This window comes from Micromonospora tarapacensis (genome assembly GCF_019697375.1).
Taxonomy (GTDB): domain Bacteria; phylum Actinomycetota; class Actinomycetes; order Mycobacteriales; family Micromonosporaceae; genus Micromonospora; species Micromonospora tarapacensis.
Map to the genome: position 1 here is coordinate 3,955,327 of NZ_JAHCDI010000004.1, position 22,945 is coordinate 3,978,271.

Below are 22,945 nucleotides of genomic sequence, written 5' to 3' on the forward strand. Positions count from 1 at the left end.
AACCCCGAAAGCCTAGCCACGGGCGCAACCGCCCCGCCAGGTCCACGGGCCCGAAGTCCACAACCGGACGGCCAACCGCCCATTGGCAATCAACAGCGCGTCGCCGTGACACACAGCGAGCATCCCGAGTGGTAACCCAAGGTGACATATCCCGCCCTCACCCATCTTGCTATCCAGCCCCTTTGCTCTGCTTACCTACACGCAACCCCACCGTGAGCTGGCGTTACAGTCAGGCGCAGCGCGCACTGACGACTACCGAGAGCAACCGGTGCGTATAGGTAAGCAGAGCAAAGGGCCGGTAGGGGAGTTCGGCGGGCGGGGGCGTCGGTGACGACGGGTGACGGGTGCCCGGGGACCGACCGCTCAATCCCATTCCTCGTCGGGTGCAGGCTCAAGCTCCGGCGCCGCCCCGACAGCAGCTCCGCCGGCCACCGCTACCGGTTCCGCCACAGGTGGGCCGCCGTGTGTCCACGGGGTCTGCTCCGCCGGCGGGAACGCCCCGCTCGGCACGTACGCCTCGCTCAGTGTGGTGTAGCAGTGCCGCTCCCCCACCTCCGGCACGCTTCCCGGGCTGGCCGTCAACCCGCGCCCCATCCCGCCGGAGAGTTCCAGCACCACCTCGGTCTTGCCGTCCGCCGCCGGCGTCACGAAGATCACCCGCGCTTTCTGCCCCGGCCGGGCGGGGCTGAACAGGGTCGCCCCGACCGGCACCAGCACCGGCTCGGTGGTCACCAGCTGGATGCGCGGGCGCAACACCGGCCGTCGGCCGCTGTCGTCCACCCGGGCCGGGTCGGCCAGCGCCACCTCGCCGACGAACGCCTCCCCGGTGAGCCGGTGCTCCGCCATCACCAGCGGATCGTCGAAGGCGCGCTGCACGGCGTAGGTCGCCGCCGCCCGCTCCAGACGGTGCAGCCGGGCGGCGGCGGCCACCGCGCCGTCGCGGGCCGGCTGCGGCGCACCGTCGTTGTCCAGGTGCTCGGCGTGGGCGGTGAAGGCGTCCCGGTCGCCGGTCCACCGCCCGGCCACCCGGGCTCCCGCCGGCAGGGCCCGCAGCAGTCCCAGGCCGCGCCAGATCAGCTCCCAGGTGGGCGTCAGCTGGTCCCGCAGCAGCCCTGCCAGCCACGTGTACGCCTCGGCACGCGCCGCCTCGTCGTCCCCGGCAACGGCGTACGCCTCGATGGCCGGGGCCAGCAGCCGGTTGTCGAAATCGGGATCGGTGGCCGGGCCGGCCGGCGGACACACCGCCGGGTCCTCGGCCCGGGCCGCCGCGTCGGCTCCCGACAGCCCCGCCGGAGGGGCGATCCAGCCCAGCAGCGCCGGCAGGTGCAGATCCTCCACCGCGCTCTGCCCGGTCGCCCAGTGCAGCGTGAGTGCCTGCGTCATCGCCACCAGCGCGGACGAGCCGGAATGTTCGGCCCGCTCGGCAAAGAAGGTCAGCCATCGACCCAGCAGCGGCACCTGCGGTGGCACCGGGTACTCGCCGTCGACCCGGCGGAACCGGGTGGAGCGACCGAGCAGCCGCAGGAACGTCACCGCCGCCGCGTTCGGCACCAGTAGCTGTGGCGCGTCGAGAAAGCGGTAACGGACGTCCCGGCCCCGGTCCACGGCGACCGCCTCGGTGCCGGTGCGGTGCGCGTCGACGTACGGCAACACGATCGCGGCCAGCTCGGCGGCGAACGCGAACCGTTGGTCCCGGTTGCGGGGCTGCGGCACGATCAGCAGCCGGCCCTCGCCGGGCGCGGCGCCGACCATCGCGGCGACGGGGGCGTTCGCCTCGCCGGCCATCGCCAACGGCACCAGCACCAGGGGCCGCCTCGACAGGTGCAGGTGCCGGACGGTGGCCACCGGTTGGGCCGTCCCGGCGGCCACGGCCTGCGCCGCCGCCAGCGCCCGCAGCGTACTCATGCCGGCGCGCCGAGGGCGTCGGCGCGCAGACGGGCGGCGGCGCGCAGCAGCGCCGCGGCCTCCTCCTGCTCCGGGTCGGCGGCGCGCTCGCCGCCGGCGAGCGCCAGGACCACGTCCACCTCGGCGACCCCGCCGAGTGCCTCGCGAACCGGGCGGCCGAGCACGCCGGTCTGCCCGCGCGCCTCGTGCCGACAGAAGTACGCCAGTTCGCAGCTGGCGAGGCAGTCCGGGGCGTAGCGGGCCGGCACCTGGGCCAGCGAACCCGCCAAGCCGGCCGGGTCGGCGCCGGGATCGGCGGTGAAGTCCGCCGGCACGTCGGCGAGCAGCGTGTCGAGCCGATCCATCCGGTCCAGCTGCCGGCGCACGACCAGCACCTGCTTGCGGACGTCGAGCAGGTGCGCCACCGGGTGGTTGGTGAAATCGTGGGGACAGACCAGCACCGCCTCGTGCGACACCAGCCGCGGATCGTGGCCCCGCGCGGCGAGCAGCTCCCGCAGGGCCAGCACGTAGACGGCGGACTGCACCGCCGCGGCGGCCAGCTTCGCCGGGTCGGCCTGCCCGTCGACCACGGGAAACGACTTGATCTCCACGACGTGGTACCGGCCGTCCAGCCGGGCCGCCACCAGGTCCGGCTCCAGGTGCACCCGCCGCCCGGCGACCTCCAGCCCGAGCAACGGATGGTCGAACAACGCCGCCGGCTCGTCGGCGCGGAACGGCTCGTCGGCGCGGAACGCGGCGGGCGGCTGGGCACCGGGCGGCAGGGCGGCGGTCAGCAGGGCGGCCGAACGTCGGGCCCGACCGGTCGGGTCGTCGCCGCCGCCGAGGTCCGTCCAAGTCGCCGCCGCCGGCACCGGTACGCCCAGCCGCCCGGCGACCAGCCGCAGCAACTCGGCACCGCCGTCGGCCTTCACCCGCGCCTCGAACGCGTTGCCGCGGGTGATGGCGAACCGGGACTGGCCGAACCGCGCGGGAACGCCGAGCCGCTCGGCCAGCAACGGTTTGTCCACCCCGGCGCCGTCCAGGACCGCCCGGCGGGTGCAGCCCGGGTTGCCGGTCAGGGCTGCGATCGTGCGGGCGTTGTGCCGTCGCGGGGGCACTGCGCCCCGGATCTCGGCCAGTCGCTGCTCGCTGCTCGTCACGACAGGCCACGATAGCCGCGACGGCGACGTCCCGGCCGGAGCCGGACGGCGCGGCTCAGCCAGCGGAGGTGGCGAACTCCTCCGGCAACCAGATCGACTGCCAGTCCGGCACCTCGTGGAAGCGCCGCAGTTCGGCCAGCCCGGAGACCGTCCCCGACCAGGCCGCGTAGGGCGGGTTCTGCTCGTCGAAGCCGCTCTGCACCAAGGTGAGCCTCGTCTTCCCCGCCGACTCGGCCAGCTCCCAGCTGGTGACGCCGGGCGATCCCCAGTCGACAGACATCCGCCGGCCCGGCTCCAGGTCGACCACCTTGGCGGCGTGCCCGCTCTCGAAGCCACCCATGGCGTACCGGCCGCCGACCCAGGGCTCGATCCCGATCGGGTAGCCGAACCAGGCGCTGGCCTGCTCGGAGTCGGTCAGCGACTCCCACACCTTGTCGGCCGGCGCGGCGATCACCAGCTCAGCGCGGAAGTCGGTGCTGGTGAAGTCGGTCTTCGGCAGCAGCGGGTTGCCGCTCAGGTGGGCGTCGAGATTGGCGACCGCCAGGGCCCAGTAGGTCTGGAGCACACCCCGGATGCTGGTGCCGTTGACCACGTCGGCGAAGTCGAAGTGGGTCTGCGACAGGGTCAGCACGGTGGCGTCCGGCCCGTCCGGACGCAGCGTGATCTCGGTGGTGGTCTCCACGCCGTCGAGCAGCCAGGCGAAGCGCAGCCGGCCGTCGTCGGCGTGCAGCAGCCGCTGGTGGGCGGCGTCGCCCTCCGGCGTGTAGCGGCCCCAGAACTCGTACCGCTCGGGCAGCTCGACCTCGGCGTGCTCGGCCAGCCAGATGCGCAGTTCGGCCGGGTCGGTCAGGGCCTGGCGCACCCGCGCGATCGGCGCGGCGAGGCGGACGGCGATGATCATGGGTTCAGTCACGGTCGGTTCCCTTCGGGTAACAGGCCACGGCGAGTTTGAAGGCGTCACCTTCGGCACCGCCGTAGCGTGTGAACAGGTCCTGCAGCGCGGACTGCAGGTCGTGCAGGAATTCCTGCCGGCGCTCGGCCGGCACGCGGATCTCGCCGGAGACGCCGATCGACGGCAGTTCCGGTGCGGTGCGGTCCAGGGCGGCGACGTCGGCCTGGACCTCCTCCATCAGGTCCAGCAGGTAACCCAGGCTCAGCTCGTCGCGCGCCCGGCGCAGCCCGATCCGCCCCACCAGGCGGGGCGAGAGCCAGTACGACCGGGCGACGGCCTGGTAGATGCCCTCGGTGATGCCCCGGACCTTGCGCTGGTCGATCTGCTCGACCAGGCCGGCCGCGACGAGTTGCTTGACGTGGTAGTAGACGCGCTGCGGCGTCTGCTCCAGCCGGGCGGCCACCTCGGTGCAGGTGCGTGGCTCGGCCAGCTGCCGCAGGATCTCGACGCGCTGCGGCTTGAGCAGCACCTCGGCCTGCTCCAACTGCTCCAGGTACAGGACGTCTCTCATAACAAAATCAGTTTGTACGTAAAAAACTTCCTTGTCAATAGGGTCGACGAAGGCCGCGCCGGCAATCCGGCGCGGCCGTCGAGTCGTCAGCTCAGGGCAGCCAGTCCGGACGCAGCGGATAGCCGCTGGCCGCCTCCAGGTCGTTCCGCGTCGCCACCACCTGGTGCAGTTGGATGCCGTTGCGCTCGAACGCCAACCGCGACCCGGCCATGTAGAGACCCCACACCCGGGCCGTGGCCGCGCCCACCTCGGCGACGCAGGAGTCCCAGTGCCGCACGAGGTTGCGGCACCAGGCCGCCAGCGTCAGCGCGTAGTGCTGCCGCAGGTTCTCCTCGTGGTGCACCTCGAGCCCGACGTCGTGGATCTCACTGATCACCCTCCCCGGTCCGGCCAGCTCGCCGTCGGGGAATACGTACCTGTCGATGAAGGCGCCCGAGCGGTGCGGCGCCCGGCTGTCCGCCCGGGTGATGCAGTGGTTGAGCAGGCGCCCGTGCGGGCGCAGCCGGTCCCGCAGGAAGCCGAAGTAGGCGGGGTAGTTGCGCACCCCGATGTGCTCGGTCAGACCGATCGAGGAGACCGCGTCGAACTGCTCACGCGGGGCGTCGCGGTAATCCAGGTGCCGCACCTCGGCCAGCCCGGTCAGCCCCTCCCGCTCGATCGCCGCCTGCGCCCACTGCGCCTGCGCCCGGGACAGCGTCACCCCGAGCGCCTTGACGCCGTACTCGCGGGCGGCGTGCCGGACCATGCCGCCCCAGCCGCAGCCCACATCCAGCAGCCGCATCCCCTGACGCAGCGCCAACTTGCCGGCGACCAGGTCGTACTTGCTCGCCTGAGCCTGTTCGAGGGTGTCGTCGGGGCTGCGGAAGACCGCGCAGGTGTACGTCATCGACGGCCCGAGCACCTTCTCGTAGAAGGCGTTCGAGACGTCGTAGTGGTGCGAGACGGCGTTGCTGTCGCGGCCCCGCGAGTGCCGCAGGCCGCCCAGCACCCGCTTCCAGCGCGGCAGCGCCTCCTGTGGCGGCGCCGGCGGCGGCAGCAGCCGCTCCCAGCCCAGCCCCCGCACCAGCGCCAGCGCCTCGGCCAGCGCCGGTGCCCGGACCCGCACCTCGTCCTTGAGCACCCGCAACGCCTCGTACGGGTCGCCCGGGTGCACCCCCTCCATGGCCAGGTCACCACTGACGTAGGCGCGCGCCATGCCCAGGTCACCCGGTGCGGTGAGGAGGTACGACAGACCTCGCTCGGATCGGATCGACAGGGTGATCCCGGCGTCGGCGGGGCCGATGGCGCTGCCGTCGTACCCACGAACGCGGACCGGTAGTGGGCCCGCGGTCAACGTCCGGACGATGTCCGCCACGGTCGGTCCGCCCCGCCGGCCCCCGGCGGCGGACTGGCGGGAGCGCCGGCCGCTCCCTGGCTTCGGTCGGTGAGGCTCATGCTCGTGCTACCGCCTTTTCGTACAGTCCGGTGAGCCGATGCGCCGGGTCGTACCGGTCCCGGACGGCACGCCACGTGTCGCCGCCGTAGAGCCGGTCGAACGAATCCCGGTCGTAGTACGCGTCGGAGTAGAGCGACTTGTGCCCGCCCGCCTCCGACACCGCGCGCTCGATCTCGCGGTTGACGTCGCCGTCGGCGGCGCCCTCGGCGATCGGCACGCTCCCCCAGAACCCGATGTTGACGTAGTCCTGCCCCGACCGCAGCGGGTACAGCGGCCAGGACCAGGCCGATCCGGGGCCCGCGGGCTCACGCAGCCGCAGCGGGCACAACCACACCGGCGTCATCCGGACCCGCCGGGCGAACCAGTGCAGGAACTCGGCGGTGTGCTCCAGCGGGACCTCCACGTCCTGCACGACCCGCTCCCGGGCCGGCTGGCCGCGCCACCGGTCGATCCGGGCGGCCACCCGGTGCCGGTGCTCCAGGCGCACGATGCGGTGGTAGACGTCGCTGCGTCGCCACCGGGCCGGCCACAACCGCCGCACCACCGGGTGCTGGGCGCCGAACGCGGCCGAGCACCAGAACCAGTCGGTGTCCCAGCGCCACAGATAGTCGTGGACGGTGAGCGCGTCGTCCCGGCGGCGGCGCAGCGACCGGTAGTAGATGTCCTGGCCGGTGTAGTCGGAGACCGCGGGCACCTCGTCGGTGAAGGTCGCCAGTGCGAGGTACGCCTCGTCGGGGCTGAACATCACCCCGTCCATCGCGTCGACGCTCTCGCCGGCCCAGGAACGGGTGGCGGTGATCCTCGCGATCGCCTCGGTCAGCTCGGTCAGGCCGGTGAACCGCAGGTTGCGCAGCGCGACGTACCGCCGCACGGGTTGCAGCTCGATGCGCAGCCGGGTGGCATAGCCGAGGCTGCCCAACGAGTTGGGGAAGGCCCGGTAGAGGTCGGCGTGCTCGCCCTCGGGCCGGGCGGTGACCACCTCCCCGGCCCCGGTGAGCACGTCCATCTCGATCACCGACTCGTGCGGCAGGCCGTTGCGGAACGAGGTCGACTCGATGCCCAGCCCGGTCACCGCCCCGCCCAGGGTGATGGTGCGCAACTGCGGCACCACCAGCGGCATCAGGCCGTTCGCGAGGGTCGCGTCGACCAGCCGTTCGTAGGTGCACATGCCCTGCACGTCGGCGGTGCGGGCGACCGGGTCGACGCCCAGCACCCGGCCGAGCCCGCTGACGTCGAGCCCCGTGGTGGGCGCGCTGCGCGGGCGGAACAGGTTGGAGGTGCGCTTGGCCAGCCGCACCGGCTGGCCGGGCGGCACCGCTGCGTACGACCGTCGCAGCTGAGCCATCGCCAGTTCATGATCACGCACGGCGTGCATGGGATCACTTTACGCGCCGCCGGTGACACTGGCGGGATGTCCACGGGAGACGTTTCGCATCCGGATGGGCGTGGCGCCCTCGCCGGCGGGCGGGGGCGGCTGGCCGGCACCGGCCGCCGTGGGACAGGATGCCGGCATGTCGGAAACCGATGGATCGGGCACCGTCTACGGCACCAGCCGCCGCCGACCGCCCCTCGACCCGGTGCTGCTGGTGGCGGGGGCGGTCGGGCTGGTCGGCGTACTGGCCGGGGTGCTCTTCGCCACCGGCGTGCTCGGTGCCGCCGACCCGGCACCGGCGCCGACGGTGCCCGCGCCCAGCCCGGCAAGGGCACAACCGGAGCCGACCGAGAGCGAGCCGCCACCCACCACGGCGCCGCCCGAGCCGACCCCCACCCACACCGAGCGCCGACCCGGACGCGGTCGCCGGGCCGAAGGTGTTCCGTGGTGTCGGCTCGGGCCTCTGCCTCGGCCTGGACGGCACCGGCGAGAAGGCCGTCGCCAGGCTGGCCGCGTGCGGCGGCGGCCCGGAGCAGCAGTGGGTGGTCACCGCGTTCGGCCCGGAGACGGTGACGCTGACCAACGCCGCCCACAACCAGTGCCTCGACGTCGAGGGCGGCAGCGGCGACGACGGCGCCCGGTTGCAGCAGTTCGGCTGCCACGGCGAGGCCAACCAGCAGTGGCGGCTGCAACCGGTCGACGGCGGCGCGACCGTGCTGGTGGCCGCGCACAGCGGCAAGTGCGCCCAGGCCCGCGACGGTGGCACCGAGGCCGGCACCGACATCGTCCAGGCGCCCTGCGACGGCAATCCGGCCCAACGTTGGGCGCTCCAGTAGCCGCGAACGTGGTCAACCGCGGTAGCTCCACGCCTTCGGCGCGGCGGCGACCGGTGTCGGCTCGGGGACGGCGGTGCCCCGGCTGCGCAGCAGCATCAGCGACAGCACGGCCGCGCCCACCGACAGCGTTCCCGCCACGTACCAGGCGAGGTGGTAGGTGCCGAGCTGGTCCCGGACCAGGCCGGCCCCGGTGGCGGCCACCGCCGCGCCGAGCTGGTGGGCGGCGAACACCCAGCCGAAGACCACCGCACCGGAGGCGCCGAAGTACTCCCGGCACAGCGCTACGGTCGGCGGCACGGTGGCCACCCAGTCCAGGCCGTAGAAGATGACGAAGACCAGCATGCTCGGCTCGGTGGTGGCCGCGAACAGGCCGGGCAGCAGCATCAGCGAACCGCCGCGCAGCGCGTAGTACGCCACCAGCAGCAGCCGGGGGTCGAACCGGTCGGTGAGCCAGCCGGAGGCGATGGTGCCGGCGATGTCGAAGAGGCCGACCAGCGCCAGCAGCCCGGCCGCCGTGGTCTGCGGCATCCCGTGGTCGTGCGCGGCCGGGATGAAGTGCGTACCGACCAGGCCGTTGGTGGTCGCCCCGCAGATCGCGAAGCCGGCGGCCAGCAGCCAGAACGGCCGGGTGCGCGCCGCCTGGACCAGCGCGCCCACGGCGCGGGCGGCGGCCCCACCCGCGGGCCTGGTCACGGGCTCGATCTCCGCCGCACCGTACGGGGGCAGCCCGAGATCCGCCGGGTGTTCCCGCAGCAGCCGCAGCACCAGCGGTACGACCAGCAGAGCCGTCCCGGCGACGACCAGTGCCGCCGATCGCCAGCCGTACGCCTGCACCAGCAGCGCCAGCAGCGGCAGGAAGACCAGTTGGCCGGCCGCCCCACCGGCGGTGAGCACACCGGTGACCAGGCCACGGCGGCGCACGAACCAGCGCCCGGTGATCGTCGCCACGAAGGCCAGCGCCATCGACCCGGTGCCCAGCCCGACCAGCACGCCCCAGCACAAGATGAGTTGCCAGCTCGCGGTCATGAAGACGGTCAGCCCGCTGCCGGCGGCGACCAGGGCCAGCGCGGTGGCCACCACCCGGCGGATGCCGAAGCGGTCCATCAGCGCCGCGGCGAACGGCGCGGTCAGCCCGTAGAGGAGCAGGTTCACCGAGACGGCGGCGGAGATGGTGGCCAGCGGCCAGCGGAACTCGGCGTGCAGCGGGTGCAGCAGCACGGACGGGGTGGCCCGGAACCCGGCGGCGCCGACCAGCGCCACGAAGGCGACCGCGGCGACGACCCAGGCCGGATGCGGACGGACAGCTCTTTTCACCAGGTGAGTCTGGTGGAGGGCGGGCTGCTCCAGCGAGTGGCCGGAAAGCCATGCTGCGCAATAATCGGGCCATGACTCCGCATCGCGTCGCCGTCCTCGCCGTCGACCAGGTGGTCGGCCTCGACCTCGGCGCACCCGCACAGGTCTTCAGCACCGCCCGGGACAGCGCCGACCAGCACTACTACGCCGTCGACACGTGCACCCCGGGCGGCCGGCCGGTACGCAGCACCGCCGGCTTCCGGGTGTTGCCCGAGCACGGCCTGGAGCTGCTGGATCGGGCCGACACCGTGGTGGTGCCCGGGGTCGGCGGCGATGCCACGTTCCGCTCCGACGACGTCGAACCCGAGGTGACCCAGGCGCTGCGGTCCGCGTACGACCGGGGCGCCCGGATCATGTCCACCTGCACCGGCGCCTTCGTGCTGGCCGCCGCCGGGCTGCTCGACGGGCGGCGGGCCACCACCCACTGGGCGTACGCCGACCGCTTCCGCCGGCTGCACCCACGGGTGAACCTCGACCCCGACGTGCTCTTCGTGGCCGACGACCGGGTGCTCACCTCGGCCGGCGTCGTCGCCGGCATCGACCTGTGCCTGCACGTGGTCCGCACCGACCACGGCAGCGAGGTGGCCAACCAGGCGGCCCGCCGCTGCGTGATGCCGCCGTGGCGCGACGGCGGTCAGGCCCAATACATCGAACGCCCGGTGCCGCTGGTGCCCGACTCCAGCACCGCCGGCGCCCGGGAGTGGGCCCGCCAGCGGCTGCACGAGCCGGTGAGCCTGCGCGACCTGGCCGGGCGGGCGCGGATGAGCGTACGCACCTTCACCCGCCGGTTCCGGGCGGAGACCGGGCTGAGCCCGGCCCAGTGGCTACTGCACGAACGCACCGACCACGCCCGGCTGCTGCTGGAGAGCACCGACCTCACCGTCGACCAGATCGCCCACCGCAGCGGCTTCGGCACCACCGCCGCGCTGCGCCAGCAACTGCACCAGCGCATCGGCGTCGCGCCCTCGGCGTACCGGCGCACCTTCCGCCGCACACCGCCCGTCGCACCCGAGAAGGTGGGATCGATCGGCGGAGCCTAGCGGCGGCCTCGGCGGGCCCGTAGGTAGTCGCTGACCACGTACTCCCCGAGGTCGTCTGCCTCCGGCGTGAAGACCCGGCCACCGCTGCGCCGGGCCACCGCGTCGACGAACCGGCGCAGCCCGGGGTCGTCACCGAGCATGAACAGGTTCAGCGTCGCCCCGTACCGGCCGAGCCGGTCCACCTCACGGATCGTCGCCTCGATCGTCTCCGGCAACGAGGGCCACGCGAACAGCGCCTCCCCGTCGTCCGGGTCCAGGTGGGCGGTCGGCTCCCCGTCGGTGACCACCAGCACCACCGGCTCGGCGTCCGAATGGCGCCGCAGGTGCTGCCCGGCCAGCCGCAACGCGTGCTGCAGGTTGGTCCCCTGGGTCATGTCCGGCTCGACCGCGGCCAACTCCTGCTGGGTCAGTGTCGCCGCCCGCCGGCCGAACCCGATGATCTGCAACGCGTCCTGCGGGAATCGGGTCGCCATCAGGTGCGCCAGGGCCAGCCCGGTCTGCTTCATCGGCCCCCACCGCCCCTGCGAGATCATCGAGTACGACAGGTCGACGCAGAGCGCCACCGCCGCCGACGCCCGGCGCTCGGTCTCGACGACCTCGAAATCCTCCACGGCCAGCTGAACCGGCACCCCCTGGCCGGTCCGGCGCACCGCCCGGGTCAGCGTCCGCACCACGTCCAGCGGCTGCTCGTCGCCGTACTCCCAGGGCCGGGAGGCACCGCTGACCTCGCCGGCCGCCCCGGCCGAACGCAGGTCGTGGCGCCCCCGCGGGCCGGCGGTCAGCTCGGCGAAGACCCGCCGCAGCGCGGTGCCGCCGAGCCGGCGCAGCGCCTTCGGGCTGAGTGTCAGGCCCTCGGCGTCCCGGGTCACCCAGCCCTGCCGGCGCAGCTCGCGCTCCAGTTCCCGCAGCCGGCGTACGTCGTCGGCGGCGTCGCGGCCCAGCGAGCGGGCCACCGCGTCGACGTCGATGTCGTCCAGGGTCGCCCCGGGGTGCGCCTGGCCGAGCTGGTCGAGCAGGTCGTCCAGCTCGGCGACCTCGTCGAGGGCGCCGGTCGCCTCGCCGTAACCCAGCGGACGGCCACCCTGCATCCGTTCACCCCGACCCCAGCGCTGGTCGGGCCGCAGCGCCCGCAGGTTGCCCTCCAGTGCGGCCAGCTCACCGTCGAGCCGGTCGCCGAGCGACTCGCGCATCAGGCCGGCCAGCTCGTCGCGCTGCCGCTCCGACAGCGAGTTCATCAGCCGCCGCCCGGCCGCCGACCGGCGCGCCAGCAGGTCGATCAGTTCGTCGACGTCGCGCGGGCCCTCCGGGAAGAACTCGCCGTGCCTGCGCATGAACTCGGCGAACGCGTCGGTGGTGTCCTCCGCACGGGCGTGCCGGGCCAGCAGGGCGTTGAGGTCCCGCATCATCTCGGCCACCCGCTCCTGCACCGCCGGGTCGGCCGCCAGCCGCGCCGAGTCGCGCAGCCCGGCGAAACGCTGGCCGAGCACCTCGTCGCGCAGCCCGTCGAGAATCCGCTGATAGGTCTGCCGCGCCTCGTCGCTGGCCCACTGGTAGCCGGACAGCTCCCGGACCGCCTGCGCGGTGGAGCGGGGCAGGTTGCCCAGCTCCGTCTCGGCGAACCGGGCCGCCTCGTCCGGGCGGCCGGCCAGCTCGTCCCGCTCGGCGGCCAGGGCCTGGTCGAGCAGGGCACGGGCCCGGGTCACCGCGCCGTCCAGATCACCCCGGCGCAGCGCCTCGCGCCGCAGCCGGCGGGCGCGGGCGGTCAGCCCGTCCAACCCACCCCGCCCCTGCGGGCCCCGGCGCAGCAGGTCTCGCAGCGCGTCGCGCAGGCTGCCGCCGGCCAGCACCTCCGCGCCGACCTGGTCCACCGCGGCCTGCACGTCGTACGGCGGCGCCAGCGGGTCGGGGCCGCCGTGCCACTGTCCGTACCGGAACCGGTTGCCGGCCATGCTCAGTCCCGGCCGCCGTACCGGGTGCGACCCGAATCGGTCACGTCCTTGCCCAACCGGCGGTTGAGGTGCAGCCCCTCCAGCACGAACTCGACCGCGGCGGCGGCCTGCCCGGGGCTCGGCGCGTCGCCGATGCCGAGCCGATCGAGCACCTTGGCCAGCCCCGGCACCGTCCCCACCTGGCGCAGCAGCTCGTCGGCCGACACCAGCTCGCCGGTCTCGACGGCCTGCCCGTCGTCGACGAGCGCGGTGAAGCCGGACAGGTCCAGCCCGGCCAGCCGGGCCCGGAACGTCTCGGCGGTCGCGGTGCGCAGCAGATGACCGAGGACCTCGATCTCCCGGCCCTCCTCGCCGCTCTCGAACTCCACCTTGCCGCGCAGCGTCGACGTCACCGATACCGCGTCACCCACCCGCGCCACCGCCTCCGGCGAACCGGACACCCCACCACCGGCGGACGGCCCACCCGGCGCGGCGCCGAGCAGGCTGGCCCGCCGCAGCGCGGCGGCGGCGACCGTCTCGGCGGCGGCGATGGCGAACCGGGCGGAGACGCCGGAACGAGGGTCGACCGACGGCGAGTCGCGCAGCGCCCGGGCGAACCGGGCGAGCACCTCCAGCACGTGTTCCGGCACCTCGGCGACCAGGTCTGCCTCCTGCCGGATCAACTCCAGCTCAAGCTCCAGGTCGGTGGGGTAGTGGGTACGGATCTCGGCACCGAACCGGTCCTTGAGCGGGGTGATGATCCGGCCCCGGTTGGTGTAGTCCTCCGGGTTGGCGCTGGCCACCAGGAGCAGGTCCAGCGGCAGCCGCAGCTGGTAGCCGCGGACCTGGATGTCCCGCTCCTCCAGGACGTTGAGCAGCGCCACCTGGATCCGCTCGGCCAGGTCCGGCAGCTCGTTCACCGCGAAGATGCCCCGGTTGGTGCGCGGCACCAGGCCGAAGTGGATCGTCTCGGGGTCGCCGAGCGTACGCCCCTGGGCCAGCCGGATCGGGTCGACGTCGCCGATCAGGTCACCGACGCTGGTGTCCGGGGTGGCCAGCTTCTCGCCGTACCGCATCGAGCGGTGCAGCCAGCCGACGGGCAGCTCGTCGCCGGCCTCGGCGACCAGCGCCCGCGACGCCGGGGTGACCGGGTGCAGTGGGTGCTCGTTGAGCACCGAATCGGCGATCACCGGGGTCCATTCGTCCAGCAACGTCACCAGCGACCGGATCAGCCGGGTCTTGCCCTGGCCCCGCTCGCCGAGCAGCACCATGTCGTGCCCGGCGAGCAGCGCCCGCTCCACCTCGGGCAGCACCGTGTCGTCGTAGCCGACGATGCCGGCGAACCGTGGCCCGCCGTCGCGCAGGCGGGTCAGCAGGTTGTCGCGCAGCTCCTGCTTGACGGTGCGGTACCGGTACCCGGCCGCGCGCAGCGCGCCGAGCGTCGCCGGCAGGTCGACCGGGGGCACCGGAGTTACCGGGGATGCAGTCACCCGCCCAACGCTAGCGCGTCGCCACGGCGATGAGTACGCCGTCCCGCGACCGGCCACCGCGGATACGACAGTTCAGCGGGCTGCCACGCCCCGCTTCCGCCCCTATACTCGCGGTGAAGCTCCCGCCGCCACGGCCGCTGGCACCTGGCCCGCCCGGCGACGGCCACGACCCAGCCACCCCATGGCCAGAGTCCAGGCGCGGAGGTGCGGTGCTGTACTTCTTCCTCAGCTACGCGAGGGGCGACGAGGACGCACTCGTCCAACGTTTCTACGAGGATCTCAGTGCCGAGGTGCGACTGCTCGCCGGGCTGTCCCGGGACGAGCGGGTGGGATTCGTGGACCGGACAATCCTGCTCGGCGAGCGGTGGCCGCAGCGACTGGTCGAGGCGTTGGGCAGCTGCCGATCCTTCCTCGCCCTGATGACGCCACGATATTTCCAGAGCCGGGTGTGCGGGCAGGAGTGGCAACTCTTCGCCGACCGCACCGCCCGGTTCGAGAGCCAGCGACGGGTGGACACCTCACTGCTCAAGCCGTTGATGTGGATTCCGGCGCAGCCGGGGCGGATCCACCCGGTGGCCCGTCCCCTGCAGTATTCCTCGGACAGCCTCGGCGACCTCTACCAGCGTCTCGGCGTCCGGCAGCTGATGCGCCTGCAGCGGCACAGCGACGACTACCGCAGCTTCCTGTTCGAGCTGGCCACCCAGATCGTGTCGAGCGTGGAGGCGCATCCACTGCCGGACCACCACCGCCCGGTCGAGTTGCAGGCCGTCGAGAGCGCCTTCCACACCGAGCGGCCCACGAACGGGGCGGACCGCGTCCCGGCCGCCGCCGGTGCGGACGCCACCAGCCCGATGCTGGTGCACTTCGTGGTGGCGGCGTCGAGCCGGGACGAGATGCGCGGCGTGCGGCAGCACGTCGGGGTGTACGGCGACGACCCCTTGCAGTGGGCGCCCTACCGGCCCCCGATGCCCGAGCCGCTTGTCGACTACGCCCGGGAGATCGCCGCCGATCACAGCTATCAGTCCACCGTGGTCCAGATGGACGGGCTGCCACAGAGCGCCGAGGTGGCCGCCCGCTACAACCAGATCCTGGTGCTGATCGTCGACGCCTGGATGACCCGCCTGCCGCAGCGGCGGCAGGCCCTGCTCGCCCACGCCGCGGCGGCGCTCGGCCATCAGCGCGCCGCCACCGCGGTCCTCATTCCCAGCAGCCGCGACGACCCGGAGACCCGGGAGCACTGGCAGACCCTCTCCCGCGCCTGCCGGGAGATCTTCGACGAGTTCACCTCCGACGACGAACTGTATCGATCGAACATCATCACCCACCGCGCCTTCGAGGAGGAGCTTCCGGAGGTGCTGGAGGTCGCCCGGAACCGGGTGTTCAGCCGAGGCTCGGTGCACCGGCACCCCGACCCGTCGACGGACACCGTGCCGCCCCGACTCGACGGCCCGTGGGCGGCGACGAGACCGGAACGGGAGGACCAGCGTGACGACCACTGACCGAACCACGACCACCACCGGCGGCAGGGAGGGCCGGATCATCACGTTCTACTCGTACAAGGGCGGCACCGGACGCACCATGGCGCTGGCGAACGTGGCCTGGATCCTCGCCGCGAACGGCCACCGGGTCCTCGCCGTGGACTGGGACCTGGAGTCACCCGGTCTGCACCGGTACTTCCACCCGTTCCTGCTGGACAAGGACCTGCGCACCTCGCGCGGGGTGATCGACATGGCGCGCGACTACGCCGACGCCGCCGTCCGTCCCTTCGACGAGACGGAGGACCCGGACTGGATCGGTACCGCGGCCGACGTGCTGCGGCACGCGGTGTCGCTGGAGTGGCGCTTCCCGCTGCCGCCGCGGGACGTGACCGGCGGCGCCCACCCCGTCCGGCCCGGCTTCCTGGACCTGCTGCCCGCCGGACGGCAGGACCCGTCGTACACCAAGGCGGTCAGCACCTTCGACTGGCAGGCGTTCTTCGAGAAGCTCGGCGGCAACAGCTTCCTGGACGCGCTGGCCGCCAGCATGCGGGCCAACTACGACTACGTGCTGATCGACAGCCGCACCGGGGTCAGCGACGGCGCCGGCATCTGCACGGTGCGGCTGCCCGACACGGTCGTCACCTCCTTCACCCTCAACGAGCAGAGCATCGACGGGGCCGTCGCGGTGGCGCGGTCGATCGTCCGACAACGCGGCGACCGGCCCGTGCGGATCCTGCCGGTGCCGATGCGGGTCGACAACGCCGAACAGCTCAAGCTGGAGGCCGGGCGGGATCAGGCGCGCCGGCGGTTCACTCCGCTGCTGCCCCGGCTCTCGCCGGAGGAGAGCGACCGGTACTGGGGTGAGGTCGAGATCCCCTACCAGCCCTACTACGCGTACGAGGAGATCCTCGCCGCCTTCGGGGACCGGGCGCACCACGAGGCGACGCTGCTCGCCGCGTACGAGCGGCTGACCCGGGCCATCACCGACGGCGAGGTCGAGGACCTACCCCCGCTGGACGACCGGCTCCGCCGCAAGTGGCTGGCCAAGTTCGAGCGGCAGCGCCTCGCCGGCAGCGCCCCCGACGTCTTCGTCAGCTACGCGGCCCTGGACCGGGCCTGGGCGGAGTGGATCTGCGACGAACTTCGTGCCACCGGGCTGCGGGCGGTCATGCGGGAGGTCGACTTTCCCGCCAACCCGGCCGGCGGCGACCCGGCCGCCGTCGGCTTCAGCGACGCCGCCGGGCTCATCGTGCTGCTGTCCCAGGAGTACATGCAGTCGCCGAACGCGGCCGAGCTGTGGAGCCGGGCCACCGCCCACGACCCCACCACCGGCACCAGCTACCTGGTGCCCGTCCGGCTGGACAACTCCCGCGCCCCCGGGCTGTTCCTGGAACGCATCCCGGTCGACCTGGTGGGGGTCGACGAGCAGGAGGCGACGGCCCGGCTGCTGGAGGCACTGGACCACCCCGCCCGGCCCGCGCCCGACCCGGAAGGCACCCCGGTGCGCCGCCGCTTTCCGGGCAACGAGCCTCCGGTCTGGCGGGTGCCGCTGCCACGCAACGTCCAGTTCGTCGGGCGTGGCCCGCTGCTGGAGGGGATGCGCGACTGGCTCTCCGGTTCCGAGGCGGGTCACGTGCCGCTGGCGCTACACGGCCTCGGCGGTGTCGGCAAGAGCCAGATCGCCCTGGAGTACGCCTACCGGTTCCGCGCCGAGTACGACATCGTCTGGTGGATATCGGCGCAGCAGCCGAGCGTCCTGCGTCTCGCCCTGGGCGCGCTCGCCGACCGGCTCGCCGCCGAGCTGGACACGCCGCTGAGCGGCAGCGTCAGCGAACGGGTCAACTGGATCCTCGACGTGCTGCGCCGCGGGGTGCCGTTCCGGCGCTGGCTGCTCATCCTCGACAACGCCGACGAGCCCTCGGAGCTGCCCGAACTGATCCCGCAGGGTCCCGGGCACGTGCTGGTCACCACCCGCAACCACGCCTGGAGCCGGCACGCCCGGATGCTGGAGGTGGGCGCCTTCGACCGGGACGAGAGCGTCGACCTGCTCCGCCGTCGGGCCGGGCATCTGGACCGCGGCGACGCCGAGCTGATCGCCGCCCGCCTCGGTGACCTGCCGCTGGCCATCGAACAGGCCAGCGCGTGGCTGGCCACCACCGGCGAGTCTCCCGCCCAGTACCTCGCCCGGGTCGGGCGGTACCTGCCCGACATGCTCGCCGAGGAACTGCCGGCCGACTACCAGCAGACCGGTGCGCAGCCGTGGCTGGTCTCGCTGGACAGCCTGCGCGAGCGCAACCCGGCGGCGGCGAAGCTGTTGGAGGTCTGCGCCTTCTTCGCCAGCGAGCCGATCCCGATGTCGCTGGTCACCGGGGACCGGTTCATCAACGTGCTGCTGCCCCACGATCCCTCGCTGCGCGACCCCCTGCTGATGGGGCGGGCGCTGCGCGACATCGGCCGGTACGCGCTGGCCCGCATCGACAGCGTCCGGGGCGGTGGCCGGGGCCGCGGCCAGGAGCGCGCCGACGAGGCCGGCCAGACCAGCCTGCGCATGCACACGCTGGTGCAGGAGCTGATCCGGGAGTCGCTCTCCGAGCAGGAGAAGGACGAGAACCGCCAGCACGTGCACGCCATCCTGGCGGCGGCCAACCCGAAGGACCCCGACCAGCCCGACTACTGGCCGGTCTACGCGGAGCTGTGGCCGCACCTGCTGCCGTCGCGGACCCTCACCTCGGACCAGCCGGAGGTGCGGCAACTGCTGCTCGACGTGGCCCGCTACATGTGGATCCGGGTCGACTTCGCCACCTGCGCCGAGCTGGCCGAACAGGCGATCGCGCTGTGGCAGGAACGGTACGGCCCGGACGACCCGCAGACGCTGATGATGCGGTTCCAGCTGGCCAACGCCCTGCGCCTGGAGGCCCGCTACCAGACCGCCTACGACATCGACCGGGACGTCTACGACCGGCTCCGCCGCAGCCTCGGGGAGGACCACGAGTACACCGTGATCGCGGCCGGCAGCCTCGCCGCCGACCTGCGTGCGCTCGGATACTTCGAGCGCGCCCGCGACCTGGACGCCCGCACCGAGGAACTGGCCCGGGAGGTCTTCGGCGAGGATCATCCTCGCGCCCTGATCGCGGCGCACAACCTGGCCATCTCCCTGCGCCTGGTCGGTGACCTGCGCGGCGCCCTGAGCCGCAACGAGCGCACCCTGGCCCGGCGCCGGGAGACGCTCGGCCCGATGCACCCGTTCACCCTCTTCTCCGCCGGCCAGTACGGCCGCGACCTGCGCGACACCGGTGATCTCATCGAGTCCCGCCGGGTCCTCGAGGCGGCGGTGGAGGCGAACCGGCTGGTGCTGGGTGAGGAGGATCCGGAGACGCTACGGGCGCTGAAGAACTACGCGGTGACCCTGCGCAAGATCGGCGAGCTGGAGCGGGCGCACACGTTGAGCGCGGACGTGCTGGTGCGGTCCCGCCGGCGGCACGGCCCCGACCACCCCGACGTGCAGGCCAGCGCGATGAACCTGGCCTGCGACGAGTCGGCGATCGGGGACGACGCGGGAGCGCTGCGCCGGGCGCGGCCGGTGCACCGGTGGTACCGGGACAACATGGGCGAGGATCACCTGTTCACCCTCGCCTACGCCAACAATCTGGCGATCTTCCTGCGTAAGGTCGGCGAGACGGAGGCCGCCTTCGACCTCTCCCACGAGGTGGTCGGCCGGTTCACCGAACGCATCGGTGCGGACCATCCGTACACCATGGCGGCCAACATCAACCTGGCGAACTGCTGGTTCGCCCGCCGCGAGTTCGCCGCCGCGCTGGCCAGCGACCAGGAGGCGCACGAGCGCAGCCGGCGGATCCTCGGGCCCGGCCACCCGGACACCCTGGCGGTGGCGAACAACCTCGCCACCAGCCTGAGCGTCACCGGGGATCACCGGGGCGCCCGGGCGTTGCGCGAGCAGGTGATGCCGCTGTACCGCCGGGTGCTCGGCGAGGAGCACCCGAACACCATCGCACTCGTGGAGGCGAACCGGCTCAACTGCGACCTGGAGCCGCCACCTACCTGACCACCGCCGCACGACCCGGCGGCACCGTCGGCGATGGTCGGTCGGGGGTGGATACGCAGGTCACCGGGGCCAGCCAGCGGCACAGCTCCAGCGGATCCGGCGCCGCCGCGACCGCCGCGAGCGCGCGCAGGACCGCCCGGCACAGCTCCGGGTCGGCGTGCACCGCCGCCTCGGCGGCCGGCAGCCGACCGTCGGCGAGGGTCAGTCCGACCCACGCCGCCAACTGGTCCGGCTCGTGCCGCAACTGCCGCTGGTACCACGCCCGGGCCGCCAGATGATCGCCGCCGGCCAGCGCCAGGTCGCCGGCCGAGGCCTCTGGTAGCGCGTCGGTGAGGCGTTCGGCACCGCTGCGCAGCCGGTCGAAGCGTTCCGGATCGGCCAACCGCAGCCGCACCAGATCCAGCCGAGGGCTCCGGCTCAGCCACCTGCCGTCGGCCGGCCGCACCCGAACCGGGACGGTGATCGCGGGGCAGTCCACCCCGGCCCGCCAGGCCTCGACGAGCCGGTCCACCAGCCCCGGATCGGGCCGCCGGTTTCGCAGTCGCCACACCGTCCAGTGATCGTCCGCCGCCTCGCGGGCCAGCGCGGCAGCCCCGGCCGGCACCGGATCGTCCCGCCAGCCGTCGATGACCGCGTCCAGCCCCTCGACGAAGCGGCGGCCGGCCGAGGTCAGCCGCCCGTGCGACCGGATGTCCGCGCAGGTCCGCCCGACCCGGTCCCGCCAGCGCGCGAACTCCACCTCGGCCAGTCGAATCCGCCCCGCCGGGGCCACCGCCCGCCGGGTCCGCCAGAACTCGGTCACCGCGACGAAGGCGTACACCCCTTGCAGGGCGGCACCCAACGGCCGCGGATCGTCGCGCCAGGGCGCGTAGTAGTACCGCCGGTCGTCGGGTTCGTACAGCGGCTCGATGTCGATGGCGGCGCCGAGTTTCGCGTGCTGGAACTCGTGCAGCAGGCCGAGGGCCAGCCCTTGGCCGTCGGCCGGCGGGGTCATCGAGACCGCACCGAAGGCGTCCATGCTCGTGACGTTCACCCCCGCGCTGGCCGTGTCGGACTGCAACGGCACGATGGTCCGCAGCCCCTCGGAGATCGCGGCGGCATGCCCGCGGTGGTGCCGCACCAGGATCGGCCAGGCCTCGTCGAGCAGCCGCTGCCACTGCCTCACCACGGCCGGGTCCAACCGGCCGCTGGCGCAGAGCCGGTGGCAGTCGCGGCACGGATCGAGGTCGTCGAGACACAGCTGGACGGTGAGGCCGTCGGCGCTGCCGTGCAGCCGGTGCAGGCCGGACCAGCCGTCCGAGTCGATCCCCGCGCCGGGCGGTTCCGCGCCGGGCGGTGGCACCTCGACCGAACCCACCCGCACCCGATCACCAGTTCGGGACACCGTCACCCGGCCGGCACGGCCGCTGCGGGCCCGGCCGAGGGAGGGCAGGAAGACCTCGCCGTCCACGGCCGTCACCGGCAACTCGAACTCCAGGCCGGCCCGGATCGCCGCCGCGGCGGCCAGCCCGCCGAGGTACCCCAGATCGGCGGCGACCGGGCCGACCGCGTCGGGAGTCGGCTCCAGGCCGGTCGTGGTCCGTCCGGCGAGCGGCGCCGGGACGGTGGATGGGCCGGCCTGCCGACGCAGCCGGCGCAGGGTGACCGCGAGCCACGCGCCGGTGTGCGGCAGGGCGAGCACTGCCCGGCCGACCGCCGGATCCCGCCGCGCCGCGGCGGTGAGCAGCGCGAAGTACCGACCGGTCTCGGCCGGATCGGCCAGGTCCAGCACGGCGCGCAACTGCAGCATCCGCTTGCTGACCTGCCCGCCGCGCAGGGTACGCACGAGTTCGGCGCTGCCCGGGCCGGCGGCGAGTGCGTCGAGGTCGGCCGGCCGGAGCCGGTGGTAGCCGCTCACCGGCCGCGTCTGGGCAGGCCGGCCAGGTCGGTCCGGAGCCGGCCCGCGACATGCTCGATCAGCAGGCGCAGGTCGTGGCAGTAGACGGAGGGGTTGTGGAAACTGCCGTCCCGATAGCGGTGCGGATAGTTGCCGCCTCCGCAGACCCGGTGCACGGGACAGGCCCGGCAGCCGGGGGCGAGCGCCGACAGCCCGGCCTGCCGGATGGCCACGGCGGGGTGGCGCAGCACGTCGTCGAAGGTGTGGTCGAAGACCGTCAGGTCGGTGTCGACCGCGCCCGGATAGCTGGACCGCAGGGTGTCGACCTGTTCGTACCCGCCGTCGGTGTTGACCACCACGGCGGCGACCGGGCTCAACCCCATGGACTCGGTACGGCTGCTTCCGCCGAGCAGCAGGTTGATCAGTTCCTCGAAGATCCGGACCCGGGTGAGCCGCACCGGCGCGTCGTACCACCCGTCGAAGGCCTCGGCCAACCAGCTGCCGTAGGCGCTCGCGTCACGCCCGCCCCGGGGCGGCGGGGCATCCCAGTTGGCGTGCGGGAGCAGGAAGTCCACCATCGGCGGGCGGTACGCCAGCAACGCCTCGTACGTCCGTCGCGGGTCGGCGTCGAGGTCGACGACGCAGAGAATTCCCGCGTACGCCTCGGCGCGGCCGGCCAGCAGCCGCAGCGCCCCGTCGACGGCGTCGAAGCTGCCGCGCCCCGAGGCGTAGCGGCGGTGCCGGTCGTTGGCGACCCGCTCGCCGTCCAGGCTCACCCCGATCAGCACGCCCGCGTCGGCCAGCACGGACAGTGCCCGCTCGTCGAGCAGGGTGCCGTTGGTCTGCACGGTGATCCGGGCCTGCGCCGGCGCGAGCGCGCCCCGCAGCCGGTCGGCCATCCGCGCCAGGGTCGGGGCACCGGCCAGCAACGGCTCACCGCCGTGCAGCACGATGCGCGTCACGGCCAGCTCGTGCGCATGGACGTGCTCCGCCATCCGCCGGCAGGTGCGATCGAAGATGTCGGGGGACATCAGCGGCGGATCGGTGCGGGCGCTACGGTCCGCCAGCTCGTACATGTAGCAGTAGTCGCAGGCCAGGTTGCACCTGCTGTGCACCTTGAGGATGAACTCGGAGAAGGGCACCGGCCGCACCGGTGCCGGCCCGTCCGCCACCGCCTGAGCACGCCCCTCGCCCCGCACGGTCACATCGCCGAGTTCCACCCGGCGACCGCGTCCTGCGGGCGGTCGACCTCGTCCAGGATCCGGCGTAGCGAACATGCGAACGGCGACCCGTCCAACTCCGGCAGATCGGCGAGGCTCACGTCGCCGAGGTCCACGAGGACACCCAGCGAGCCGTCTTCGGTCGTATCCATAATGATCCGTCCACCCGCGAAAAAGACTCACGCCCGAATGAGCGACAACTTGTGCGGGAGCCGCCGGACCAGAGCCCGCCCCTACCGCCGAACCCGCCAACGAACCGGGCCATCGTAGCGGCATCACGCAACGCAGGAATTCGGGCGGGTCACCCGGTTCAACGCCCCAGCGGTGCGGTGGACATTCTCCGGCCC

At 73.4% G+C, this 22,945-nt stretch carries 16 protein-coding genes and 1 pseudogene; 4 read left to right on the forward strand and 13 right to left on the reverse strand.

The window, feature by feature from the left end:
- Positions 1–363: 363 nt before the first annotated feature.
- The 7 genes and pseudogenes from KIF24_RS23910 to KIF24_RS34730 all read right to left on the reverse strand — a co-directional run bounded on the left by KIF24_RS23910 (position 364) and on the right by KIF24_RS34730 (position 7,710).
- Entirely contained in the window at positions 364–1,905 is a 1,542-nt protein-coding gene (locus tag KIF24_RS23910; RefSeq protein WP_221085935.1) for a hypothetical protein, read from the reverse strand.
- Positions 1,902–3,044, reverse strand: coding sequence for a hypothetical protein (locus KIF24_RS23915; RefSeq protein ID WP_221085936.1), 1,143 nt, complete (start codon positions 3,042–3,044; stop codon positions 1,902–1,904). Before KIF24_RS23915 ends, KIF24_RS23910 begins: the two co-directional genes overlap by 4 nt.
- A gap of 55 nt (positions 3,045–3,099) precedes the next feature.
- On the reverse strand, positions 3,100–3,957 hold the full coding sequence (locus tag KIF24_RS23920; protein WP_221085937.1) for an SRPBCC family protein: 858 nt from the start codon (positions 3,955–3,957) through the stop codon (positions 3,100–3,102).
- Positions 3,950–4,507 carry a winged helix-turn-helix domain-containing protein gene (locus KIF24_RS23925; protein ID WP_221085938.1) on the reverse strand — a complete coding sequence of 186 codons (558 nt, stop codon included), beginning with the start codon at positions 4,505–4,507 and terminating at the stop codon, positions 3,950–3,952. Before KIF24_RS23925 ends, KIF24_RS23920 begins: the two co-directional genes overlap by 8 nt.
- A 91-nt stretch (positions 4,508–4,598) precedes the next feature.
- A pseudogene (locus KIF24_RS23930) lies at positions 4,599–5,941 on the reverse strand (class I SAM-dependent methyltransferase).
- Positions 5,938–7,317, reverse strand: a complete 1,380-nt coding sequence (locus tag KIF24_RS23935; RefSeq protein ID WP_221085940.1) for an FAD-binding oxidoreductase — start codon at positions 7,315–7,317, stop codon at positions 5,938–5,940. The pseudogene KIF24_RS23930 and the gene KIF24_RS23935 overlap by 4 nt, the downstream one beginning before the upstream one ends.
- A gap of 165 nt (positions 7,318–7,482) precedes the next feature.
- Positions 7,483–7,710, reverse strand: a complete 228-nt coding sequence (locus KIF24_RS34730; protein ID WP_331461261.1) for a hypothetical protein — start codon at positions 7,708–7,710, stop codon at positions 7,483–7,485.
- 41 nt (positions 7,711–7,751) lie between these two features.
- On the opposite strand from KIF24_RS34730, the gene KIF24_RS34735 reads away from it, so the two are divergent.
- Complete coding sequence (locus KIF24_RS34735; RefSeq protein WP_331461262.1) at positions 7,752–8,150, forward strand: RICIN domain-containing protein; 399 nt, start codon at positions 7,752–7,754, stop codon at positions 8,148–8,150.
- Between the two features lie 12 nt (positions 8,151–8,162).
- Here KIF24_RS34735 and KIF24_RS23945 read toward each other — a convergent pair whose 3' ends face one another.
- A complete protein-coding gene (locus KIF24_RS23945; RefSeq protein ID WP_221085941.1) occupies positions 8,163–9,464 on the reverse strand; it encodes an MFS transporter in 1,302 nt (433 codons plus the stop codon).
- Positions 9,465–9,535: 71 nt separating this feature from the next.
- On the opposite strand from KIF24_RS23945, the gene KIF24_RS23950 reads away from it, so the two are divergent.
- On the forward strand, positions 9,536–10,543 hold the full coding sequence (locus KIF24_RS23950) for a GlxA family transcriptional regulator (RefSeq protein ID WP_221085942.1): 1,008 nt from the start codon (positions 9,536–9,538) through the stop codon (positions 10,541–10,543).
- Here the strand turns inward: KIF24_RS23950 and KIF24_RS23955 are convergent.
- Together KIF24_RS23955 and KIF24_RS23960 are read right to left on the reverse strand one after the other, a co-directional pair.
- Positions 10,540–12,492 (reverse strand): vWA domain-containing protein, encoded by a 1,953-nt coding sequence (locus tag KIF24_RS23955; RefSeq protein WP_221085943.1) that lies wholly within the window; start codon positions 12,490–12,492, stop codon positions 10,540–10,542. The genes KIF24_RS23950 and KIF24_RS23955 overlap by 4 nt on opposite strands.
- Positions 12,493–12,494: 2 nt before the next feature.
- Positions 12,495–13,961, reverse strand: coding sequence for a sigma 54-interacting transcriptional regulator (locus KIF24_RS23960; RefSeq protein ID WP_221085944.1), 1,467 nt, complete (start codon positions 13,959–13,961; stop codon positions 12,495–12,497).
- A 209-nt stretch (positions 13,962–14,170) separates the two neighbouring features.
- On the opposite strand from KIF24_RS23960, the gene KIF24_RS23965 reads away from it, so the two are divergent.
- Both KIF24_RS23965 and fxsT read left to right on the forward strand, forming a co-directional pair.
- Positions 14,171–15,460: a TIR-like protein FxsC gene (locus KIF24_RS23965; RefSeq protein ID WP_221085945.1), complete on the forward strand. Its 1,290-nt coding sequence runs from the start codon at positions 14,171–14,173 to the stop codon at positions 15,458–15,460.
- Entirely contained in the window at positions 15,447–19,502 is a 4,056-nt protein-coding gene (gene fxsT, locus KIF24_RS34740) for an FxSxx-COOH system tetratricopeptide repeat protein (protein ID WP_221085946.1), read from the forward strand. The genes KIF24_RS23965 and fxsT overlap by 14 nt, the downstream gene beginning before the upstream one ends.
- On the opposite strand, the gene KIF24_RS23975 is transcribed toward fxsT, so the two are convergent.
- Genes KIF24_RS23975 through fxsA form a run of 3 tightly spaced genes read right to left on the reverse strand, consistent with a single transcriptional unit; the run spans position 19,495 to position 22,750 of the window.
- Positions 19,495–21,399, reverse strand: a complete 1,905-nt coding sequence (locus KIF24_RS23975; RefSeq protein ID WP_221085947.1) for an HEXXH motif domain-containing protein — start codon at positions 21,397–21,399, stop codon at positions 19,495–19,497. The genes fxsT and KIF24_RS23975 overlap by 8 nt on opposite strands.
- Positions 21,396–22,598: an FxsB family cyclophane-forming radical SAM/SPASM peptide maturase gene (locus tag KIF24_RS23980; protein WP_331461263.1), complete on the reverse strand. Its 1,203-nt coding sequence runs from the start codon at positions 22,596–22,598 to the stop codon at positions 21,396–21,398. The genes KIF24_RS23975 and KIF24_RS23980 overlap by 4 nt, the downstream gene beginning before the upstream one ends.
- A complete protein-coding gene (gene fxsA, locus KIF24_RS23985; RefSeq protein WP_221085949.1) occupies positions 22,580–22,750 on the reverse strand; it encodes an FxSxx-COOH cyclophane-containing RiPP peptide in 171 nt (56 codons plus the stop codon). Before fxsA ends, KIF24_RS23980 begins: the two co-directional genes overlap by 19 nt.
- Positions 22,751–22,945: the final 195 nt, after the last annotated feature.

Bases quoted from the DNA above. Each gene is read 5' to 3' on its own strand.
- KIF24_RS23950 (WP_221085942.1), top strand. From the start codon at position 9,536: ATGACTCCGCATCGCGTCGCCGTCCTCGCCGTCGACCAGGTGGTCGGC.
- KIF24_RS23925 (WP_221085938.1), bottom strand. From the start codon at position 4,507: ATGAGAGACGTCCTGTACCTGGAGCAGTTGGAGCAGGCCGAGGTGCTG.
- KIF24_RS23935 (WP_221085940.1), bottom strand. From the start codon at position 7,317: ATGCACGCCGTGCGTGATCATGAACTGGCGATGGCTCAGCTGCGACGG.
- fxsA (WP_221085949.1), bottom strand. From the start codon at position 22,750: ATGGATACGACCGAAGACGGCTCGCTGGGTGTCCTCGTGGACCTCGGC.
- KIF24_RS23955 (WP_221085943.1), bottom strand. From the start codon at position 12,492: ATGGCCGGCAACCGGTTCCGGTACGGACAGTGGCACGGCGGCCCCGAC.
- KIF24_RS23910 (WP_221085935.1), bottom strand. From the start codon at position 1,905: ATGAGTACGCTGCGGGCGCTGGCGGCGGCGCAGGCCGTGGCCGCCGGG.